Annotated in this window: 22 protein-coding genes and 1 pseudogene; 10 read left to right on the top strand and 13 right to left on the bottom strand. The window is 67.9% G+C overall.

Annotated elements, in window-relative coordinates; genetic code table 11:
- Positions 1–34: 34 nt before the first annotated feature.
- From STROP_RS13495 to STROP_RS13485, 3 genes are read right to left on the bottom strand one after another with little or no spacing between them, the layout of a single operon-like run.
- Positions 35–703 carry a dihydrofolate reductase family protein gene (locus STROP_RS13495; RefSeq protein ID WP_012013908.1) on the bottom strand — a complete coding sequence of 223 codons (669 nt, stop codon included), beginning with the start codon at positions 701–703 and terminating at the stop codon, positions 35–37.
- Positions 700–1,197 carry an SRPBCC family protein gene (locus STROP_RS13490; protein WP_012013907.1) on the bottom strand — a complete coding sequence of 166 codons (498 nt, stop codon included), beginning with the start codon at positions 1,195–1,197 and terminating at the stop codon, positions 700–702. Before STROP_RS13490 ends, STROP_RS13495 begins: the two co-directional genes overlap by 4 nt.
- A gap of 2 nt (positions 1,198–1,199) precedes the next feature.
- Positions 1,200–1,541: an ArsR/SmtB family transcription factor gene (locus tag STROP_RS13485; protein WP_012013906.1), complete on the bottom strand. Its 342-nt coding sequence runs from the start codon at positions 1,539–1,541 to the stop codon at positions 1,200–1,202.
- 202 nt (positions 1,542–1,743) lie between these two features.
- Here STROP_RS13485 and STROP_RS13480 point away from each other — a divergent pair, with 202 nt between their 5' ends.
- The 3 genes from STROP_RS13480 to STROP_RS13470 all read left to right on the top strand — a co-directional run bounded on the left by STROP_RS13480 (position 1,744) and on the right by STROP_RS13470 (position 4,461).
- Positions 1,744–2,175 (top strand): type II toxin-antitoxin system Rv0910 family toxin, encoded by a 432-nt coding sequence (locus STROP_RS13480; protein WP_012013905.1) that lies wholly within the window; start codon positions 1,744–1,746, stop codon positions 2,173–2,175.
- A 143-nt stretch (positions 2,176–2,318) separates the two neighbouring features.
- Positions 2,319–3,338, top strand: coding sequence for an acyl-CoA dehydrogenase family protein (locus STROP_RS13475; RefSeq protein ID WP_012013904.1), 1,020 nt, complete (start codon positions 2,319–2,321; stop codon positions 3,336–3,338).
- Positions 3,319–4,461 (top strand): acyl-CoA dehydrogenase family protein, encoded by a 1,143-nt coding sequence (locus STROP_RS13470; RefSeq protein WP_012013903.1) that lies wholly within the window; start codon positions 3,319–3,321, stop codon positions 4,459–4,461. Before STROP_RS13475 ends, STROP_RS13470 begins: the two co-directional genes overlap by 20 nt.
- Positions 4,462–4,528: 67 nt before the next feature.
- Here STROP_RS13470 and STROP_RS13465 read toward each other — a convergent pair whose 3' ends face one another.
- Both STROP_RS13465 and kstD read right to left on the bottom strand, forming a co-directional pair.
- Complete coding sequence (locus STROP_RS13465; RefSeq protein ID WP_012013902.1) at positions 4,529–5,359, bottom strand: MaoC/PaaZ C-terminal domain-containing protein; 831 nt, start codon at positions 5,357–5,359, stop codon at positions 4,529–4,531.
- Positions 5,359–7,032, bottom strand: coding sequence for a 3-oxosteroid 1-dehydrogenase (gene kstD, locus STROP_RS13460; protein WP_012013901.1), 1,674 nt, complete (start codon positions 7,030–7,032; stop codon positions 5,359–5,361). Before kstD ends, STROP_RS13465 begins: the two co-directional genes overlap by 1 nt.
- A gap of 38 nt (positions 7,033–7,070) precedes the next feature.
- Here kstD and STROP_RS13455 point away from each other — a divergent pair, with 38 nt between their 5' ends.
- Positions 7,071–8,675, top strand: a complete 1,605-nt coding sequence (locus STROP_RS13455; protein ID WP_080516637.1) for an FAD-binding protein — start codon at positions 7,071–7,073, stop codon at positions 8,673–8,675.
- A 66-nt stretch (positions 8,676–8,741) separates the two neighbouring features.
- Here STROP_RS13455 and STROP_RS13450 read toward each other — a convergent pair whose 3' ends face one another.
- Genes STROP_RS13450 through STROP_RS13440 form a run of 3 tightly spaced genes read right to left on the bottom strand, consistent with a single transcriptional unit; the run spans position 8,742 to position 11,124 of the window.
- A complete protein-coding gene (locus STROP_RS13450) occupies positions 8,742–9,731 on the bottom strand; it encodes a ferredoxin--NADP reductase (RefSeq protein ID WP_026275656.1) in 990 nt (329 codons plus the stop codon).
- Positions 9,731–9,994: a hypothetical protein gene (locus tag STROP_RS13445; RefSeq protein WP_012013898.1), complete on the bottom strand. Its 264-nt coding sequence runs from the start codon at positions 9,992–9,994 to the stop codon at positions 9,731–9,733. The genes STROP_RS13450 and STROP_RS13445 overlap by 1 nt, the downstream gene beginning before the upstream one ends.
- Positions 9,991–11,124: a 3-ketosteroid-9-alpha-monooxygenase, oxygenase component gene (locus STROP_RS13440; RefSeq protein WP_012013897.1), complete on the bottom strand. Its 1,134-nt coding sequence runs from the start codon at positions 11,122–11,124 to the stop codon at positions 9,991–9,993. The genes STROP_RS13445 and STROP_RS13440 overlap by 4 nt, the downstream gene beginning before the upstream one ends.
- Before the next feature lie 122 nt (positions 11,125–11,246).
- Here STROP_RS13440 and hsaA point away from each other — a divergent pair, with 122 nt between their 5' ends.
- The 4 genes from hsaA to hsaB are packed head-to-tail and all read left to right on the top strand — an operon-like array spanning position 11,247 to position 14,728.
- Positions 11,247–12,419, top strand: a complete 1,173-nt coding sequence (gene hsaA / locus STROP_RS13435; protein WP_012013896.1) for a 3-hydroxy-9,10-secoandrosta-1,3,5(10)-triene-9,17-dione monooxygenase oxygenase subunit — start codon at positions 11,247–11,249, stop codon at positions 12,417–12,419.
- A 7-nt stretch (positions 12,420–12,426) separates the two neighbouring features.
- A complete protein-coding gene (gene hsaD / locus STROP_RS13430) occupies positions 12,427–13,278 on the top strand; it encodes a 4,5:9,10-diseco-3-hydroxy-5,9,17-trioxoandrosta-1(10),2-diene-4-oate hydrolase (RefSeq protein ID WP_026274842.1) in 852 nt (283 codons plus the stop codon).
- A complete protein-coding gene (hsaC, locus tag STROP_RS13425) occupies positions 13,275–14,174 on the top strand; it encodes an iron-dependent extradiol dioxygenase HsaC (protein ID WP_012013894.1) in 900 nt (299 codons plus the stop codon). The genes hsaD and hsaC overlap by 4 nt, the downstream gene beginning before the upstream one ends.
- Positions 14,171–14,728, top strand: a complete 558-nt coding sequence (hsaB, locus tag STROP_RS13420; RefSeq protein ID WP_012013893.1) for a 3-hydroxy-9,10-secoandrosta-1,3,5(10)-triene-9,17-dione monooxygenase reductase subunit — start codon at positions 14,171–14,173, stop codon at positions 14,726–14,728. The genes hsaC and hsaB overlap by 4 nt, the downstream gene beginning before the upstream one ends.
- 128 nt (positions 14,729–14,856) lie before the next feature.
- Here hsaB and STROP_RS25190 read toward each other — a convergent pair whose 3' ends face one another.
- Positions 14,857–15,033 (bottom strand): hypothetical protein, encoded by a 177-nt coding sequence (locus STROP_RS25190; protein ID WP_018829946.1) that lies wholly within the window; start codon positions 15,031–15,033, stop codon positions 14,857–14,859.
- Between the two features lie 394 nt (positions 15,034–15,427).
- Here STROP_RS25190 and STROP_RS13415 point away from each other — a divergent pair, with 394 nt between their 5' ends.
- Positions 15,428–16,624, top strand: coding sequence for a hypothetical protein (locus STROP_RS13415; RefSeq protein ID WP_012013891.1), 1,197 nt, complete (start codon positions 15,428–15,430; stop codon positions 16,622–16,624).
- 125 nt (positions 16,625–16,749) lie between these two features.
- On the opposite strand, the gene STROP_RS13410 is transcribed toward STROP_RS13415, so the two are convergent.
- From STROP_RS13410 to STROP_RS13400, 3 genes are all read right to left on the bottom strand, one after another.
- Positions 16,750–16,965 (bottom strand): hypothetical protein, encoded by a 216-nt coding sequence (locus STROP_RS13410; RefSeq protein WP_043535378.1) that lies wholly within the window; start codon positions 16,963–16,965, stop codon positions 16,750–16,752.
- A 205-nt stretch (positions 16,966–17,170) separates the two neighbouring features.
- Complete coding sequence (locus STROP_RS13405; protein WP_012013889.1) at positions 17,171–17,530, bottom strand: HEAT repeat domain-containing protein; 360 nt, start codon at positions 17,528–17,530, stop codon at positions 17,171–17,173.
- 218 nt (positions 17,531–17,748) lie between these two features.
- Positions 17,749–18,330, bottom strand: coding sequence for a hypothetical protein (locus STROP_RS13400; protein ID WP_012013888.1), 582 nt, complete (start codon positions 18,328–18,330; stop codon positions 17,749–17,751).
- Positions 18,331–18,436: 106 nt separating this feature from the next.
- On the opposite strand from STROP_RS13400, the gene STROP_RS13395 reads away from it, so the two are divergent.
- Entirely contained in the window at positions 18,437–18,949 is a 513-nt protein-coding gene (locus STROP_RS13395; protein WP_012013887.1) for a DinB family protein, read from the top strand.
- A gap of 31 nt (positions 18,950–18,980) precedes the next feature.
- Here the strand turns inward: STROP_RS13395 and STROP_RS24075 are convergent.
- Positions 18,981–19,449 (bottom strand): annotated as a pseudogene (locus tag STROP_RS24075) (IS5 family transposase); the annotation flags it as partial.
- Positions 19,450–19,499 lie beyond the last annotated feature (50 nt).

The following is a 19,499-nucleotide window of genomic DNA, read 5'->3' as shown; positions in this document are numbered from 1 at the left end:
TAGATCGCGTCGCGACGAGGGAGGAGCTGCGCGGCTATCGTGGATGCACGGTGTAGGTCAGCTGGGTCACCCGTGACGACGACTCCGACTGGACTTGCTTCAGCGCGATCCGGGACGCGTCCACCCCCTCGAAGAGGCGGGTGCCGGCGCCGAAGAGCACCGGTGCGAGCGCGATCGAGAATTCGTCGACCAGGCCCGCGTTGAGGTACGCCAGGATCGTCTCGCTGCCACCGGAGATGCGGACATCCCGCTCGCCGGCGGCCTTGCGGGCCTGATCCAGCGCGTGGTGAATGCCGTCGTTGACGAAGTGGAACGTGGTCCCGCCCAGCCGTTCCCAGGGGGCGCGCCGCTGGTGGGTGAGGACGTACACGGGCGTGTGGAAGGGGGGCTCCTCCGGCCACGCCTGCTCACCGAGGTCGAACATGCGCTTGCCCATGATGTTCGCGCCGGTACGCTCAAACGTCTGTCGGACGATGTCGTTGTCACGCCCCTCCTCGCCGCCTTCGCCCAGGTGAAGCCGTTCCCGGAAGAAGCGCTGTGGGAATATCCACCCCTGTAGCTCCATCCACTGGGCCATCCAGTGCTCCAGCCGTGGGTCCTGTTCTCGCTGTTCGGGTGTGGCGTGGAGACCCTCCATCGACTCGGGCGCGCTGAAGCCGTCGAGCGACATGGAGACGCTGAAGAACACCTTGCCCGCCGTCATCGATCTTCCTTCTGGGCAGCCTCGACGACGTACGCGGCCAGGTTGCCCAGCGTCTGCTCGCCGCCCTCGATCGCGTGGTACTCCAACACGGCCTGGTCTCGTAGTTGTGGGGTGGGGAAGACGCTGCGCATGACGATTCGGGTCGCAGCGCCGTGTGACGTGAAGTCCAGGGTCGACTCAAAGGCCTTCGGATCGTCGCGGGAGGTGCCGTGCAGCAGCGTGATCCGCTTCGGTGGGACAAGCTCGATCCAGGTGATCCATTCGGGGTAGTCGGTTCCGTCCGGTCCGTGCATCACGAAGTCCCAGACTCCGCCCTCGCGGAACTCGAAGGAGCGCGTGGTGGTGGTGAACCCCTTCGGGCCCCACCATCGGGACAGATGCTCAACCTCGGTGAATGCCTCGAAGACCAGCTCCTGCCGGGCGTCAATGAGCCGGGAGACGACGATCTCCCGGTCGCTCGTCGTCGGCTGTGTAGCCTGCCTTGTCTCTGTCATTGCTATTCCTCCTGTCGCTTCTGCTTGAGGTCCTGGACGTAGCTGTTCAGTCGGTCGAAGCTTTCGTTCCAGAACTGTTCGAATCCGCCGACCCACTCGTGGACCGGCTGTAGCCCGCCCGCGTCCAGGCTGTAGCGGCGCTGCTTGCCCACCTCGCGGACCCGAACCAGCCCCACCTCCCGGAGTACCCGCAGGTGCTTGGAGGCCTGCGGCTGGCTCATCCCCAGCTCCTGGGCCAGATCGGTCACGGGCCATTCGCCGGCCCGCAGCAGTCCGAGGATGTCTCGACGTTGCGGCTCCGCGATCGCGTTGAACGCATCCGATGTTGTCGCTGCTCGCGCCATGACGGCATCGTATTCCTATAACGGCATGCGTCAAGTCGGCGGAGGGTGTGTCCGGGCTGGGTGGCTTCCGGCGGCGGCGGTGGGCGTTGGCTGTGGTGGCGGAGCTCGGTGCCGTCGGGTGGGGTCCTGCGATGATCAAAGCTGGTGGAATCAATTCCCCTGTTATAACCTGTTCTAGATTCATCTCGAAGAGGAGGTCACGATGGCTGCAGTGACGGTCGAGGCCGACGCGAAGGCGGATCCGACGCAGGTCTGGAAGCTCGTGGTGGCCCTGCCGAGGGTTGGCGAGTGGAACACGATGCACGAGGGCTTCACTGGCGAGGTGCCGGAAACCCTCGGCGAGGGGACGACATATCAGCAGCGGGTGAAGCTGATGGGCATGCCGGCCGAGATGGCCTGGCGGGTGACGAAGGCGGAGGCGCCGGGACGCCTCGAGCAGGCGGGCGACGGCCCCATGGGTGTCAAGGCGAAGATGGTGATCGCGGTCGAGTCGAGCGGTGGGGGCTCGCACATCACCTACGGGATGGAGTTCGCTGGCCCTGCACTGAAAGGCGCGATGGACGGCATGCTGCAGAAGCAGGCTACTGCGGCGTGTCAGCAGGCGTTGGCGAAGCTCGTCGCGCTACTGGACTGAGGTCATTCCGGGTCGGCCATACCGTCGTTCCGCGGGTCCTGCGGTACCGGATCGCGGTATGGCTGGGTCGTCGTGTTCGGTGCCCGCCCTGGTGATCAAAAGGGTAGGTGTCGACCTGAAATGAAACGTGTTCTAATAGCAGAATGGGACCGAACTTTGAGCTCGACGATGCCCAGCAGTCGATCGTTCGGCTCGCCGATGAGGTGCTGAGCGACAGCGACGGGACGCCGGAGCGCTTGTGGAAGGCCCTCGGCCAGTCCGGTCTGCTCGGTCTCGCCGTGCCGGAGAGGTGGGGCGGCGCCGGGCTGGGCGCGATGGCAGTTGGGGTGCTGCTCACCGAGATCGGGCGGCGCGCCGCCCGGGTTCCCGCCTGGTCCACGCTGTCGCTCGGTGTTCTTCCGGTGGCCCGAGTAGGCAGTCCTGCGCAGCAACGCGAGCTGCTGTCGGGTGTGCTCGAGGGGCGGGTTCTGACGGCTGCCCTGGGGGCGCCGCTGCCGGTCACCGACGGCTGGCGGATCACCGGATCCTGCGGCCCGGTTCCGGACGCTGACGCGGCCTACCGGGTTCTGGTCCCGGTGCGAGTGCGCGGGGGTGGGCCGACGGTCGTCCTGATCGACCCGGCCGCGCCGGGTGTGACGCTGCTGCGTACCCCGACCTCAGCCGGGACCGACGAGTTCACGGTGCGGCTTGAGGGCGCCGCGGCGGAACCGCTGGGTGACGCCGAGGTCGACCTGCGCCGGTTCGCAGTCGCCGGGGCTTGTGCGTTGGGCGACGGCGCACTGGCCGGTGCCTTACGGATGACCGCCGAGCACGTGCGAGACCGGCAGCAGTTCGCCCGTCCGCTGGCCACGTTCCAGGCGGTCGCCCAACAGATCGCCAACGTGTACGTCGCCGCTCGCACAATGCATGTCGCTGCCCTCGCCGCCAGCTGGAGTGCCGAGATGGGGCAGGACGCCGACCTGTGGACCGCAGCGTACTGGTTGAGCAGTACGGCCCTGCCGGCGCTGCGCACCTGCCACCACCTGCACGGCGGGCTGGGGCTGGCCGCCGACTACCCGCTACACCGACACACCGCCCTGGTCCGTGACCTGGTCCGGCACCTTGGTGGCACCGAGTACTGCCTGCATCAGCTGGGAGCCCATGGTGTTCATCGACTTGACTGAGGAGCAGCACGCGCTGCGGGCGCGGTTGCGTGCGTACCTCGCCGGGGTGTTGTCGCCGGGGGAGCGCGCCATCCTGCTGCGCGAGCGGCACGGCGTGGTCTACCGCGAACTGATTCGTCGACTTGGCCGTGACGGCTGGCTGGGCCTGGGCTTCCCGGCCCGGTTCGGCGGTGGTGGGCTTGGTCCCGTCGAGCAGCAGATCTTCGTCAACGAAGCAGCCCGCGCCGACGTTCCGTTGCCCGCGGTCACCCTGCAGACCGTGGCGCCGACCTTGCTCGCCCACGGCTCGCCCGAACAGCAGGACTTCTTCCTACCCCGCATTCTGTCCGGGGAGCTCCACTTCGCGATCGGCTACACCGAGCCCGAGGCCGGCACTGACCTCGCCGCGCTACGTACCCGGGCGGTGCGCGACGGGGACGCGTACGTCGTGAACGGTCAGAAGACCTTCACCACCGGGGCGCACGACGCCGACTACCTCTGGCTCGCCTGCCGTACCAATCCGGACGCGCCCCGGCACCACGGCCTCTCCATCCTCATCGTGGACACCAAACACCCCGGCTACTCGTGGACGCCGATCATCACGTGCGATGGGGCGCACCACGTCAATGCGGTCTACCTGACCGATGTGCGAGTGCCAACAGCCCGGCGGGTGGGCGCCGAGAACGACGGCTGGCGACTACTGACCACACAGCTCAATCACGAGCGGGTGATGCTGGGCCCGGCGGGGCGGTTCGCCGCCCTTGCCGAGCGGGTACACGACTGGGCGTATTCGAGGAGCCTCCTCGACGCCCCGGATGTGCGACGCGTCCTCGCCCGCGTCGCCGCCTGCCAACGCGTCAACGAACTGCTCAACTGGTCGGCGACCGGGGACGAACCCAACCCGGCGGACGCGTCGGTCACCAAGGTCTTCTCGTCGGAGTGGCTGCTGTGGCTCGGCCAGGAACTCGAAGAGGTCGTCTGGCGGCGTGGTGATCCCTCCGACCCGGCGACCGCCGAGCTGCTGACCTGGCTTGACGTCCAGGCCAAACGGAACCTTGTGCTGACCTTCGGCGGAGGGGTCAACGAGATCCAGCGGGAACTGATCGCCTCGGTGGGGCTCGGGTTGCCCCGAGTGCCACGGTAGGGCGGCCGTTTGAGACGATCGCGTCGCCCTACCGAGATGACCGGGAGCCCGCCAGTCACGGTAGTCCTCAGCGGAGTGTGATGCTCACGTCCGAGAGGGCCAGAGCGTCGTCCCGGTCGGCGACCGAGGCGCGCAGCACCAGCCGACCGTCTTCACGCCACATCTCGGTGCGCAGCGTTTCACCAGGAAAGACGACACCCGCGAAGCGGGCCTGGTAGCCGGCCATCCGATCTGGATCGCCGTCGAGCAGGGTGTCGACCGCCGCCTTCGCCACGATCCCGTACGTGCAGAGCCCGTGCAGGATCGGACGGGGAAACCCGGCGTGGGCGGCGAAGGCCGGGTCGACGTGCAGCGGGTTGCGATCGCCGCAGAGCCGATACCAGAGGGCCTGCCGCGCATCGGTGGGGGAGAGTGCCACCGCGTCCGGCGCCCGGTCGGGCACCGGCACCCGGGCGGTCGGCCCACGTTCGCCGCCAAACCCGCCCTCACCCTTGACGAAGATGCTGATCCGACTGGTGAACAGCTCGGTGCTGGTCTCGGTGACGATCACCGCCGCACTGCCCTTGTCATACACGGCGGCGATCCGCGAGCGGGCCGCACAGCGGCCCTTCGTCGGGATCGGCTGGTGCAGTTCGAGCTCCTGCCGGCCATGGACAACCCGGGCCAGGTCGATGTCGATGCCGGGCATCGTCAGCGTGGGCGGCTCGGTGTCCCGCAGGGTGGTGGCGACCGTGGCGAAGGTGGGCAGGACGCCACGCAGCGCGCCCTCATACACGTAGGACAGCTCGTTCGGACCAGCTCCGAGGGCCAGGTGATACAGCAGCACGTCGGTGCTGTCCCAGCTCAGGTCCCGGCCGGGTAGTTCGGCGCCGACGGCGACGGCGGGGTTGATGGGCATCAGTCCTCCTGGATAGGTGCGGGGGTGGCGGCCGCCGTGGCCAGGTCGAGTGCCGCCAGGTAGCCGAAGACGAGGGCCGGGCCGAGGGTCGCACCGGCGCCGGCATAGCTGCGCCCCATCACCGAGGCGCTGACGTTGCCCGCCGCGTACAGCGCGGGAACGACCGTGCCGTCCGGGCGCAGCACCCGGGCTCGATCGTCGGTACGCAGGCCGCCCTTGGTGCCCAGGTCGCCGGGGACCATGCGGAATGCGTAGAACGGGGGTCTGGCCACGATGCCCAGGCACGGGTTGGGCCGATGCCGCGGGTCGCCGTAGTAGCGGTCGTAGACCGAGTCGCCGCGGTGGAAGTCATCGTCCCGACCGCGCTGCGCGAACTCGTTGAACCGGCGGATGGTGTCTTCCAACGCGGCCGCGGGCACGCCGATCTGCGTGGCCAGGTTGTCCAGCGTGTCGGCGCGGTGCGCTGCCCCCGAGGTGAACCAGTGCCGCGGTAGCGGGGAGCGTGGGGCCCGCCCGGCGAACAGGTAGCGGTCCCGGTAGGTCTGGTCGGCCACCAACCACGCCGGTTGGCGTACACCCGGGCTGCGCATGGCGTGCACCGCGTCCACGTAGGGTGCCGCTTCGTTGACGAAGCGCTGGCCGTTGGCATCAACCATGAGACAGCCGGGCTGGTTGCGTTCGGCGAGGCAGAAGTAAGGCCCGCCGGGGAGCGGAATCGACGGCCCCCACCAGGCCTCGTCCATCAGGTCGAGGGCGGCGCCGAGCCGTTCGCCCGCCTCGATGCCATCGCCCGTGTTGCCGGCCGCGCCGGCGGTCCACTCCGTGCCGATCCCCTCCTGGTGCTTCTGGCGCATCGGCTGGTTGTGCTCAAATCCGCCGCTGGCCAGCAGTACACCTCGCCGGGCGCGGAGCAGCACCGGGGCGCCGACATGCGTGGCGTGAACCCCGGTGACCCGCCCCCGTTCGACGAGGAGGTCGGTCATCGGTGTGTTGAGCCGGACCGGGACGCCGGCGTGACGCAGGCCGGCGCGGAGCCCGGCGGCGAGCGCCTGGCCCATGGTGAGTAGCTGCCGGCGCCGGATCCGGGCGCCCAGGCCGCGGGCGGCGAGCCGGGCCACGGTGCGGATCGCCCGCGGATGTCGGAGACCCAGCGACAGCCACCGGTAGTCGACCTGGGTGACCGCCACCCCCTCCGGCGTTGCCCTGTACGGCGCGGCCAAGGTCGCGAGGTCAGCTCGGACCAACCGGGTGTCGAGCAGGAGCGGCTCGATGCTGCGCCCGCCCGGAAGCCCGCCGGGTGCCTCGGGGTAGTAGTCCGGATAGCCGGGCACCCAGGCGAAGTCGAGTGGGGTGTGGGCACGGACGAAGGCGACAACCTCCGGCGCGGCGGAGAGGAACGCGTTCTGCCGGGCCAGGGTGGCGTCGGCGCCGGCGACGTACGCCAGGTAGGTGCGTGCGCTTTCAGCGCGGTCGGCGACCCCAGCCCGGGCCAGCACCTCGTTACCGGGAAGCCAGAGCCCACCGCCGGAGCGAGCGGTGGAACCGCCGTATGTCCCGGCCTTCTCCAGCACGACCGTACTCAGCCCTCGGTACGCCGCGGCGAGTGCCGCGACCATGCCGGCACCGCCGCTGCCGACGACGACAACATCGAATTCGTCCTCCGATATCGACACGAGAACAGGTTATAGTTTTATCCGGCTCGCCACCACCGATCGACTACGGAGGCGCAGTGACCGAGGAGTGGGACCAGACGGCTGACGTCGTGGTGGTCGGCTTCGGCGCGGCCGGAGCCTGTGCCGCCGTCGAGGCCGCCGACGCGGGTGCGCACGTCCTGGCGCTTGACCGGTTCTCCGGCGGCGGTACCACCGCGATGTCCGGCGGGGTGATCTACGCCGGCGGCGGCACTCGGCAGCAGCGCGCGGCCGGGGTCACCGACACACCCCAGGCGATGCTGGACTACCTGCACGCGGAGGTCGGCGACACCGTCTCTCCTGCGACCCTGCGCCGGTTCTGCGAGCAAAGCGCCGACGCGATCGACTGGTTGGCCGGGCTCGGCGTGCCGTTCGAGTCGAGCCTCTGTCCCTACAAGACCTCATACCCGACCAATCGGCACTACCTGTACTACTCCGGCAGCGAGCATTCCTTCGCCCATCTCGCGCCACCGGCGCCACGCGGCCACCGGGTGCACGCCCGCGGCACCTCCGGTCGGTTGCTCGCGGCCCGGCTCGCCGCTGCCACCCGCGACCGTGGCGTCGGGCTACTCCCGCAGACCCGTGTCGAGCGGCTCGTCACCGGTCCCGACGGCCGGGTCACCGGAGTCGAGTGCCGGACCCTGCGCGGTGCCACGAGATGGGTCCGCCTTGCCCACCGTCTCCTGCACCGTTGCTCGGTCCGGCCCGGTGTCTACCTACCGGCCCTGGGTCGCGCGCTGCACCGGCCAGTCGCCTGGCTGGAGCGGCGGTACGGTCGTCGGCTGCGGGTCCGGGCGGCCGGTGGTGTCGTGCTCTGCGCCGGCGGGTTCGTTTTCGACCGCGAAATGCTTCGTACCCACGCGCCGGAGTACCGCGGTGGCCTGCGGCTGGGCACGCCCGGCGACGACGGTTCCGGTATCCGGCTCGGCGTGGCGGCCGGCGCGGACACCGCTCACCTCGACCGGGTGAGCATCTGGCGATTCATCGCCCCGCCCGCGGAGATGCTCGGCGGCCTACTCGTCGACCGGGACGGCCGACGGATCTGCGATGAGTCGCGCTATGGCGCGGCCGTCGGTGAGGCGATCCTGCGCTCGCCGGATGCGCGGGCCTGGCTGCTGCTCGACGCAGCGTTGCGGTCCGAGTGCCGCCGGCAGCTTCGGGCCCAGACCCTGTGGTTCCAACGATGGCAGGCGCGGTGGTTGCTGACGTTCGGTCGGGTCACCGCGGCGACACCAGAGGCGGTCGCGCGTCGCGCCGGAGTGAGTCCCGAGCAACTGGCCGACACTCTAGCGGCCTATCAGGCGGGTGGGCCCGACCCGGCCGGCAAGCCCGCCGACCAGGTTCGGCCCCTGGCCGTCCCGCCGTACTCGCTGGTCGATGTCTCGGTGCGGTCCCGGCTCGTTGCGCCCGCACCCATGCTCACCCTCGGTGGCCTCCGGGTGGACGAGGAGACCGGGCAGACCCTGGGGGCCGACGGCAGTGGTGTACCCGGCCTGTATGCCGCCGGTCGTACCGCGGTCGGCGTCTGCTCGCGTAGCTATGTCAGTGGGCTGTCGTTGGCCGACTGTGTCTTCTCGGGCCGACGGGCAGGCCGGAGCGCCGCGATCCGGGGCCGGGAGGGGTGAGTGAGGCGCCCTGCCGCGTCGCGCCAACCTCGACTCTCTCGTCACCGTGGACGCGGTTGCCGCCGGTCAGTAGTAGGTGACCGACACCTGTTCGCTGCGGGCGACGGCCTGGCAGGCGAGGGTATAGCCCTCGGCGAAGTCCTCCTCCTCCAGGATCTCGTTGTGCACGAGATCGACCTGACCGTCCAGCAATCGGCAGGCGCAGGCACCGCAGTGGCCCTGGCGGCAGGAGAACGGTGCATTCAGCCCGGCCGCGATCAGCACGTCCAACAGGCGGGCACCGGCGGGCCACGGCAGCCGGTGGGTCTGGCCGTCGAGCTCAACCTCCAGGGTGGCGTCGCGGTCGTCAGCCGAGCGCCGTTCCTCGACCTCGAAGCGTTCGACCCGGATCCGATTCGCCGGGACACCAGCCCGCTGTAGCGTGTCGTGGGCTACCGCGACGAAGGGTGCCGGACCGCAGACGTACGCCTCCCGCCCGGCCCAAGGGGTGATCAGGGTCGCCAGCGTGGCCGGTTCTGGGGTGCCGCGCTCACTGTCCAGCCAGTGGATCACGCTCAGCCGGTCGCGGTGCTGCTCGCTGAGCGCGGCCAACTCGGCGGCGAAGATGACCGAGCCCTGGTCACGGTTCGCGTACACCAGGGCAAGCCGGCCACGACCGCCGGCGAGTACGGCTTTGATGATGGACATCACCGGGGTGATGCCGCTGCCTCCAGCGAGGAGTAGGAGGTCGTCGTCGAGCGAGGCGGGGGTGAACGTGCCGGCCGGCGGCATGAGCTCCAGGGCGGCTCCGACGCGGATGTGGTCGCAGATCCAGTTCGACGCCGGCCCATCAGGTACGCGTTTGACCGTGATCTTCAGGTCGGTCTCCGTGTACGGAGAACTGGACAGCGAGTAGCAGCGGGCCGCGATTCCGTGGCTGTGCGGCACCCGGAGGGTGAGGTACTGGCCGGGGCGGTAGGCGAACGTCGGGGCCAGATCCGGTGGCACGCTCAGGACCAGAGAGTGCGCATCGGGCGTCTCTTCGATCACCCTGGTGACGCGCAGCCGGTGGTACATCACGTCACTTCCAGTCTGCCGGTACGCACCGCGTGCTGAATGCTCGTGCGCAGGTCGGGGCAGGTGGGCACGGGCGTGTGCGGCTGTTCGTTGCCGGTCAGCACGGGGCATTGGCGGACGGCCCGGGTGCTCCACTGCACGCTGGTCTGCTGTGGGCTCGACTTGCGTACCCGGACCAGGGCGGCGCAGCGGGCACAGGACAGCTCCGCGAAGCCGCCGATCAGATACGTCTGCCGCTCGGTCAGCGGGTCGATGCGGTTCATGACGCGGAATCGGCTTGTCGGTCGAGGTTGGCCGCCACCTCGGCGGTCCAGGTCTCGACGGCTCTGCTGGTGTCGACCTCGAACTCGTAGCGGGCCACCATGTCTTCGGTAACCTCGTCAACGTCCACATAGAACTGTTCGTACCAGCGGCGGAGCTGGTAGACCGGGCCGTCTTCGGCGCAGAGGAGCGGATTGTCGATCCGGCTCTTGTGTTTCCAGATCTCCACGTCCTGCCGGAAGCCGACCCCGATGCCGGCCGCGAACTTCGCTGCGGCCTTGTCGGCCTGTTCGGCGGTGAGGCCGGGTAGCTGCTTGACGATGATGCCCCACTGCAGCACGAACGAGTTGGCCGATACAGGGTAGTGGCAGTTGACCAGTACGGACTCCACCCTGATGCCGCGGTAGTTGTTGAAGAGATAGTCGATCATGTATGCGGGTCCGTAGTAGGCGGCCTCCGAGCGGAGCGTCGCATCGCCGGACTGTCTCGCGGAGACCGGTACGTCCGGCCGGGGCCGGGTTTCCAGGAACTGCGCGGCTACCTGGCCCTCGAACACGTTCTTGAAGAACGTCGGAAAAGCAAAGTGGATGTAGAAGAAGTGCGCCATGTCGACGACATTGTCGATGACCTCGCGGCAGTTGGCGCCGTCGATTCGAATCGAGTCCCAGGTCCAGGCGCTCCACTCGTCGGAGTGGGCGCCCTCGATGCGCGGGATCGTGAGCTCCGGCGGCGGTGGGGCGCCCTGCGGGTCGTTCCAGACGAACAGTTGACGATTCTCCTCGCAGGTGGGCCAGGAGCGGGTGCGGGCGCGGGGCGGAACTCGATGGGCGTACGGCACTGCGGTGCAGCGACCGTCGCCGCGCCAGCGCCAGTCGTGGAACGGGCAGGCGATCTCGTCGCCCTTGATGGTGCCCATCGTCAGATCGCCGCCCATGTGCCGGCAGTACCCGTCGAGTACGTGCAGTGCGCCCGTCGAGTCGGCGAAGACCACGAGCCTGGTGTCGAACGCCTCGACGGCGTGGGGTTGACCGTCGCGGAAGGAGTCGGCCAGTCCCAGGCAGTGCCAGCCGCGGGCAAACCTGGTGGGCAGAACCCCGCTGTCGATCGTGCGTACTGCCTCGACGTTGGTCATGTCGCTCCTCGGTTGTGATGGAACGTGTTACAGGTCCTGCTGTTCGTATGGTAGCCGCCAGGTAGAACGTGTTCTATTATAGGGATCGTCACGTTCGTCAGCCAAGCCACCGGAGGGATGTCATGGAGGGCGCCGAACTGGTCGTACGGGGGGTGCGCGAGCTGTTACCCGTCCTGCGGGAGGGAGCCCAGGAGACAGAGGATCGCCGGACGCTCTCCTCCGAGCACCTCAAGTCACTGGCCTCCACCGGTTTCTTCCGGCTGCTTCAGCCGGCCTGGTGTGGCGGCCTCGAGGCCGACCCGACGGCCTTCTTCAGCTGTGTCCGCGACATCGCCGGTGCCTGTGGCTCAACCGGCTGGGTCGCATCGGTGATCGGGGTGCACAACTGGCAGCTGGCCCTCTTCCCCGAACGGGCACAGCAGGATGTGTGGGGCGCTGACCCCAGCACCCTGATGTCGTCCTCCTACGCCCCCACCGGCCAGATCCAAGACGTCGATGGGGGATACCGGGTGAGTGGGCGGTGGAGCTTCTCCTCCGGGTGCGACCACGCCAGCTGGGTTCTACTCGGCGGAATCGTGCCCGGCGAGGGCGACGCACCCGCCGACTTCCGGACCTTCCTACTCCCCGCGGCCGACTACACGATCGAGGATGTCTGGCACACGATCGGCCTGCGGGGCACCGGTAGTAACGACATCGTGGTGTCCGACGCGTTCGTTCCGGCCTACCGAACGCTCAGCTTCGGCGACACGGCCCGGTGCGTCTGCCCCGGCCAGGAGCAGAACCCAGGGCCGCTCTACCGCATCCCGTACGGCTCGATCTTCCCGTACACGATCACCGCCCCGATCATCGGGATGGCGACCGGGATGTACGACGCGCACGTGACCCACATGCGTGATCGGGTCCGCGCCGCCTACGCCGGGGTGCGGGCTGCCGAGGACCCCTACTCACAGGTGCGGGTCGCGCGGGCAGCCGCCGACGTGGACGCGGCCTGGCTCGCGCTGACCGCCGATATGAACGAGCTGATGGAGCTGGTCACGGCGGGGGAGAAGCTACCGATGCGACTGCGCCTGCGGGTCCGTCGCAACCAGGTTCGCGGCACGGAACTGGCGATCCAGGCCGTGGATCGTCTCTTCGAGAACTCCGGTGGTCGGGCGATCTACACGAGCCAGCCGATCCAGCGCTTCTGGCGTGACGCACACGCCGGCCGGGTGCACGCCATCAACGACCCCGAACGGGCACTGTCCATGTACGGCAGCGGTGAGTTCGGGCTGTCCATCGCGGACGCGATGGTGTGAGGACGCCATGACGACCAGCACAGTCATCGAAGCCACCGCCGCCGGGCTGCACTACCACCGGGCCGGGCCGGCGGGCGTGCGTCCGGTCGTGCTGCTGCACGGCGGTGGGCCGGGTGCCTCGGCATGGAGCAACTTCGGGCGGACGGTCCCGGTCTTCGCTGAGCGATTCGACACCCTCGCCGTTGACCAGCCGGGATACGGCGGGTCCGAGAATTGCCCGAGTGGCCGGCAGTACTTCACGCATGCGGCCGACCGGCTCGCGGCCTTGCTTGACGAGGTGGGCCTGGACCGGGTCGACTTCATCGGCAACTCGCTCGGCGGTGGCACCGCGGTCCGGTTCGCCGTGCGCTACCCGGAGCGGGTCGGCCGGTTGCTGCTGATGGGCCCCGGCGGGCTCAGCCTCAACGTCTTCGCCTCCGACCCGACCGAGGGGGTCAAACGGCTGGCCGCGTTCGGCGCACCGCCCGGCCCCAGCCGGGAGAAGCTGGCGGAGTTCCTGCGCACGCTCGTGTTCGATCAATCGCTCGTCACCGACGAGCTGATCGATGAGCGAATGCGGGCCGCGACCGACCCGGACGCCCTGCGCGGCATGCGTGCGCTGGGCGCCTCGTTCGCCGACCCGGACCTCTATGAGGAGGGCCTGCTGTGGCGCGACGCCCACCGGCTGCGCAACGAGGTCCTCCTGGTGTGGGGTCGGGAGGACCGGGTCAACCCCCTCGACGGGGCACTGGTCGCGCTCAAGCTGATCCGCCGCTGCCGGCTGCACGTCTTCGGTGGCTGCGGACACTGGGCACATCTGGAGAAGTTCGACGAGTTCAACCGCCTCGCCTTCGATTTCCTGGAAGGAAACCACCCGTGAGTCTCATCCGATCCCTCGGCTACCTCCGGGTCGACGCCACCGATGTTCCCGCATGGCGGGAGTTCGGCGTCAAGGTTCTCGGCATGGCCGAGGGCCGTGGCCCCGACCCGGAGGCCGCCTATCTGCGTATGGACGACCTGCCCGCTCGGATCGTGGTGGTGCCCGGCGATCGGGACCGGTTGGCCGCCAGCGGTTGGGAGCTGGCTGATCCCGCCGCGCTCGACCAGCTGACCGGCGTCCTTGAGGGGGCGGGTGCCGTGGTCAAGACGGCCGAGGCCGACGAGTTGGCCAACCGTCGGGTGGCACAGATGATCAGTGTCGACGACCCCTCCGGCAACCGCCTGGAGTTCTACTGCGGCGCCGAGCTCGACAGCCGCCCGGCGCACAGCCCCTACGGCACCCGCTTCGTGACCGGTGAGCAGGGCATGGGGCATGTGGTGCTGCCGGCCTTCGACGATGCCGCCGGGCTACGCTTCTGGACCGAGGTGCTCGGATTCCGACTGCGCGACTCGATGCGGCTGATTCCCGAGACTGTCGGTCTACCGCCCAGCGACAAGCCCCTGTGGATGCGTTTCCTCGGCTGCAACCCGCGGCACCACAGTGTCGCACTGGCCCCGATTCCAGCACCCAGTGGTCTTGTCCACCTGATGCTGGAGACCGAGACGATCGATGACGTTGGCCGTGCCCTGGACCGTGGCACCAGAAACAAGACGCCGCTGGTCGCGACCCTGGGTCGGCACGCCAACGACGGCATGATCTCGTTCTACCTGCGTACGCCGAGCGGCTTCGACATCGAGTACGGAACCGACGGCGACACGGTGGACGACCGTACCTGGATAGCTCGGCAGACGACCGCCCACAGCGTGTGGGGTCACCAGTTCCGGAGGGTTGGGTGACCACCGCAGCCGTGGTGGACACCAAACAGTTTCGTCGGGTGTTCGGCCACTTCTGCACCGGTGTAACGGTCATCACGACGATCGACGATGAAGGCCCGGCAGGGTTCGCCTGCCAGGCCTTCGCCCCACTGTCGCTGGATCCACCGCTCCTGCTGTTCTGCCCACAGGCCGGATCCGCCACCTGGCGTCGGATCCGCAACGTCGGAGTGTTCTGTGTCAACGTGTTGGCGGAGGCGCATCGGCCACTGTCCCGCGTCTTCGGCGCACCGGGCGCGGACAAGTTCGCCGACGTCGCCTGGACTCCCTCCCCGGCCGGTACGCCGATCCTTGTTGGCGCGTTGACCTGGGCCGACTGCCGGGTTGAGGCCGTGCATCCGGGTGGCGACCACGCGATCGTGGTGGGCCGGGTGACCGCGCTCGGCGAGTGCCACGACGACGGTCCGCTGCTGTTTTTCAAGGGCCGCTACTGCGCTGTTGCGCCGATGCCATCGACTGGACCGCCCGAGGTGGTCGACACCCTGTTGGCTTGGCCCCGCCACACCGACTGGATCTAGGCCGTGTCTCCCGGATCATGGCTTGGTGCGACCGCGTGATCCTTTCCGGGCGCGGGTCTTCTGGTCGTCTTTTTGGGGATGTCGTGGGGATGCGCCGGGCGCGCAGCGAACGGCGGTTGCCGCGCGAGCTACGCCTTGTCCGCCGAGAGGGAATCGAGGCGTTGGCGTGGGTGGCCGATCCCGCCGGGGCGGGCCACGGCCACGTCGTCGAGCAGTCGCACCAGCTGGCGGGTGTCGTGGTCCTGGCCCGGGGTCAGGCGGCTGGTCAGGTTCCGGCCCCGCCCGTCCCCGATCGTCTGATTCACCTACTTCGTCGGATGTGGGCCTGGCCGTAGAGGCGCCGCGTGCGGTGGGGTCATCCGGCTAGACCGGGCAACGCACTCGGAAGCGGTCAGCGGTGACTGCTCACTGCCGATGCGCTGTGAAGCCTGCCCCAGACGCCGCTGGGCACTCGCACTGTCACTTCCCGCGCAGGTGAAGCCTCCGTGCGACCGATCTATCCCGAAAGGCTACTTTTCTTCGTGTTTGTGGTCATGTGTCTGGCTACTGCGACACCCTAATCACACAGCAGCCGCCGGACCGATGCCAGCAAGGGCGAGCGAAAGCCTTGCATGGTCGTGCCCGACGGAGCTGCCATGCGGCCTGGACAACTCTTGCTGCCGCGACGACAACCAATTCCGAATCTGGAGGTTGCATGCCATGCACACCCGAACAACTATATGGGGAAGATCAGCTCTGGTGGGCGTAGCCGCTCTCGCCGCGCTCGGCCTGTCTGCTCCAGCCGCCCTGTCGGCCACCGGGCTATCGGCCACGCAGCCGAATTCGGCCGCGTCGGAACTGTGCCCACTTGGTTGGGCCCAATGTGCGTCGTATCCAGCCCTGTTCGACACAAGCCCACAAGGGGCGTACAACGCCTCGTCAGTAGACGAGCTACTGAACGCCGCGGCGGTTACCCAGGCCAACGCCCACCAGCAGTACAACCTCTATGCCGAGGCGGCAGACCGCAAGGACCTCACCGACTTGGCCAACGTCTGGGAGTCGGTCGCCGATGTCGAGTACTGGGACCACTACAAGTCCGAGATCGGAATGTCGGAGATCTACAGCATCCAGGACAACACGTATAACGTGCGGGTAGCGATCCGCCAGGCCCTGCAGGCCGAGCAGGCGCTCATGGCCTGGGCGGAGGAAGCACCTGACCGTAAGGCGTATGAAACCCTGCGCTCTCTCGCCCGGTGGCAGGCCGAAGCGGCGGACCTGCTCACCGAGGCACGTCGTGCTCTGGAGGGAGGCAAGGCTACCGTGCCGCAGGCCCCGCCCGTCAAGGACGTTCCCCTCAATGTTACGCCTGGACCGAACTACTCCGAGCCGTTCTACCTCACGCTGACTGGCGGCTCCGACTCGGCACTCGCAGTGGCGTCCTGGCAGTGGGGACAGTACGAGACCATGGCCGAGGTCGCCGTATCCACTGGCGAGGCAGCCCTAGGCGCGCTGCTTGCCGGACTCGGAAAGAGGGAAGTTCAGAACTATCGAAAGGTGTCCAACCTCGCCGGTTTCGTCAACGGTCCCGCCATGAACCTCCGGTTCTCAATCGAGTCGGAGCAGAACGCGATCGACTACTACACCGCCGCGATCACAAGGTCAAACCAGCTGGGTGACCCGGACGCTGCCGCACTCTTCCTCGACATCAAGACGGACGAGCAGGGACACAAAATAACCTTCGAAACCGAACTCGCCCGCCTCACGAGCGAGGCGCGCAAGCGAGACAAGCATGAGGGCCGGAAGCACGGGGACTACCGGCACGAGGGCCGGAAGCACGGGGACTACCGGCACGAGGACCGCAAGCACGGGGACTACCGGCACGAGGACCGCAAGGGAAAGGAGATTCTGGTCGACTGACATGGCAGCGGAAGCGCATAACTGAGGTGGCGAGGAGACAACGGAACTGGTCTCCTCGTTCACCGGCTGTCGATCTTCACTGGCAGGCCGACCTACTCCGCCCTCGTCCGGGCAATGACGTAACCTCACTCACCTCGCACCCGAGCGCCTTCTGGGTGGTAAAGGCGGTGAAGAATCTCGTCATGCACCTCGAGGATGCCAGTTGCCGGATCGGGTTCGTGATCCGCGACCGGCGGTAGGTGTTCCTCGCCCTGGTCGGCGCCGCGCTGCGGTGTCATCGCCGGCAGCAACGGCGCGATCCGTGCGTACTCGACCTCGGTCAGCTCGAACCGCCCACTCACGACAGACGTAGACAGCTGATCCGGGGTCGAAGATCCAGGAGACACGGCCTAGGTCGTGTCCTGTCGATCATGGAATTGCAGTCCTGGTCGTGAGATTCGCCGGGCTCGCCGTCACCGTCAAGGCCGCCGACCACACCTTCCGCAACCAGCACGGCGACGAGCTGATGCCGAGGTCGCCCGCGTCACCATCAACCGATCGCCCGGTTCAAGGCCCGAAAACCGGAGCGGCCCCGGGCGGCTGGTTCTGCTTGTGCTGCCACAACACCCGCCGCGCCTCCTTCGTGTCTAGAAGCCGCAGACCTCGGCCTGCCCAATCGCGCAATAATTCGTCCTCGCCCTGCAGCTGCGCGACCAGCAAGTCGAACGATCGCGGAGAACGGGTCTCCCCGATGAGTTCCAGCAACCAGCACCGCAGCGCGTGATCGGTCTCCCGGCCGAACTCGACGATCAGATCGTCAACATGCGCCCCGGCCATCTCACGCAGCCAGCCGAAGCCGCCCTCCGCCAACTGCGGGTCATGCCGCCGCATCAGCCGCAACGCCCGCTCGAACTCACTACCCACCACAACAGGCTAACCGCACGATTGGCGCCCGCCGTTACGCTTAGCCCAGCATCAAACCCAAGATCGTCTAGCCGGACGTGTCACGGATCATCTGACCCCGATCCGTCACGCATCAAGTGGAGCCCGACAACGCTCCAGTCACGATGTCCGGTCTCGGGACCTGCGTGACAGATCGGTACCAGGACCCGCGTGACACTATGGCGAGTGTAGTTGAAACTGGCCTAGACGCCCAAACCCGATGCAGTGGCCTTCTCGAAAGATGTCGTCAGCGGACCGCAATCGAGATTCAGCGCATGCAGGATCGCGTGATGCTGCTCCTCTGCCCTGAGTTCCGGCCGGCTGAGCGCGACGTCCAACTGTGCCTCATCAATCGGCTCGACGCCGAGCGCGGCGAACATTGCCGGGTCGGCACCGTAGGCACCTGAGGGCGCACTCAAGCCCGGCGGGTAGGGTCGGCCGAGTAGATCGACCAGGATCTCATTGTCGTCATCGTCCCATAACTCTACGAGGTAGGCCTGATCAGACAGGTACTCGTGATAGCTACGACCATCGCGGAACAGCTTGACCACCATGACATCGGAGTCGAACACGTCGAACGAGGCGGCCACGCTACCCTGAGCCAGGCTCAGCAGCTCCGCCAGGTTCTCGGTCTCGGCGTAGATGCCGGCCTTCTGCATCGGCACCACCGCCCACCGGCCCTCGGCGACCGGAATGATCACAACCTCCTGCTGCGACACGGCAACTGCCGCACGGACATGGGCGAGATCGCCCGTGGCGAGGATGGTCTGATAGCTGCTGCCCATGAGCGGAGATCGTACGGCCCCAAGCAAGAGAGGCAAGATCGCCTAGGGCGCGTCCCGTCGATCTTGGTCGGGCGGGACGGTTACCTCAGAGGGTTAGGGTGTCGATGTGACGACTGCCCGGCCGCTCGACAGCGAGGAACTCGCGAGCACTGCCCCGGAGCGCGCGCTTCTGGAAGCCTTCATCGATGTGTACCGCGATGTCATCATCGCCAAGCTCCGAGGGCTGTCGGAGGATGACGCCCGCCGGAGCCTGGTGCCCTCGCTCACCACGCTCATCGGTCTCGTCAAACACGCCGCCGCTGTTGAGCGGCACTGGTTCCAGCATTGCCTGGAACAGCAGCGGCGTGAACAGATCACTGGTAACTCGTTCGGTGACGACGCCAGTTGGCAGGTCAGCTCGGACGAGACGGTCGCAGACGTCATCCTGGAGTACACCGTGGTCTGTGATCGATCGAGGCAGATCGCAGCCGGGTTTGCCCTCGACGACACTGTGCCTCATCCCCGTCTGGGCAGGGTGTCGCTGCGCTACATCTACGTGCACATGATCCGTGAGTTGGCACGGCACTGCGGCCAAGCCGACATCCTCCGGGAGCAGATCGACGGCATGATCGTCGATTAACGTGGATCCTGAGTGATCATCGAAGCCAGATGAGCAGGATCGACAGCGGCCGGCCGCGTCCGTCGACGGCGAGGTGGATCTTCGTGCTCAGCCCGCCGTGGGATCGTCCGATGGCCTCGCCATCTTGCGCACCAGGCGTCGCCGGACTTGATGCGGAGCCCCCTCTTTGCGGGCGCCAGCGGCATGCTGGTGCGCCCGCACGATCGACGAGTCGATGCTGATCGTCCACTGCACCGGAATGCCGTCGTCATGCACCTGCGCCGCCGCCAGGATCCGGTCCACGTGCCGTCAGCCGTCCAGCGGCGCAGCCGTTCGTGGCAGGTCTTCCACGGCCCGAAGCGTTCCGGCAGGTCACGCCACGGCGCGCCCGTGCGCAGCTTCCACAAGATCCCGTTGATGACCTGACGGTGATCCCGCCACCGCTCCCGCGCTCCACCAGGCTGGGGACGCAGCGGCGCGATCACCGCCCACGCCTCATCGGTCAGTTCACCACGACGCACCACCGGCACATCGTCAACGACCCACCGCTACAAGATCGGCCGGACACGCC

Origin of the sequence: Salinispora tropica CNB-440, from assembly GCF_000016425.1 — a bacterium.
GTDB lineage: Bacteria > Actinomycetota > Actinomycetes > Mycobacteriales > Micromonosporaceae > Micromonospora > Micromonospora tropica.
Note: the sequence above shows the minus strand (reverse complement) of the source record. Positions and strands in the feature narration are given on the sequence as shown.

What these genes read in the sequence shown, in the direction of transcription:
- STROP_RS13495 (WP_012013908.1), bottom strand. Translation starts at nt 703, where the DNA reads ATGACGGCGGGCAAGGTGTTCTTCAGCGTCTCCATGTCGCTCGACGGC.
- STROP_RS13490 (WP_012013907.1), bottom strand. Translation starts at nt 1,197, where the DNA reads ATGACAGAGACAAGGCAGGCTACACAGCCGACGACGAGCGACCGGGAG.
- STROP_RS13485 (WP_012013906.1), bottom strand. Translation starts at nt 1,541, where the DNA reads ATGGCGCGAGCAGCGACAACATCGGATGCGTTCAACGCGATCGCGGAG.
- STROP_RS13480 (WP_012013905.1), top strand. Translation starts at nt 1,744, where the DNA reads ATGGCTGCAGTGACGGTCGAGGCCGACGCGAAGGCGGATCCGACGCAG.
- STROP_RS13475 (WP_012013904.1), top strand. Translation starts at nt 2,319, where the DNA reads ATGGGACCGAACTTTGAGCTCGACGATGCCCAGCAGTCGATCGTTCGG.
- STROP_RS13465 (WP_012013902.1), bottom strand. Translation starts at nt 5,359, where the DNA reads ATGCCCATCAACCCCGCCGTCGCCGTCGGCGCCGAACTACCCGGCCGG.
- STROP_RS13450 (WP_026275656.1), bottom strand. Translation starts at nt 9,731, where the DNA reads ATGTACCACCGGCTGCGCGTCACCAGGGTGATCGAAGAGACGCCCGAT.
- STROP_RS13445 (WP_012013898.1), bottom strand. Translation starts at nt 9,994, where the DNA reads ATGAACCGCATCGACCCGCTGACCGAGCGGCAGACGTATCTGATCGGC.
- STROP_RS13440 (WP_012013897.1), bottom strand. Translation starts at nt 11,124, where the DNA reads ATGACCAACGTCGAGGCAGTACGCACGATCGACAGCGGGGTTCTGCCC.
- hsaA (WP_012013896.1), top strand. Translation starts at nt 11,247, where the DNA reads ATGGAGGGCGCCGAACTGGTCGTACGGGGGGTGCGCGAGCTGTTACCC.
- hsaD (WP_026274842.1), top strand. Translation starts at nt 12,427, where the DNA reads ATGACGACCAGCACAGTCATCGAAGCCACCGCCGCCGGGCTGCACTAC.
- STROP_RS13415 (WP_012013891.1), top strand. Translation starts at nt 15,428, where the DNA reads ATGCACACCCGAACAACTATATGGGGAAGATCAGCTCTGGTGGGCGTA.
- STROP_RS13400 (WP_012013888.1), bottom strand. Translation starts at nt 18,330, where the DNA reads ATGGGCAGCAGCTATCAGACCATCCTCGCCACGGGCGATCTCGCCCAT.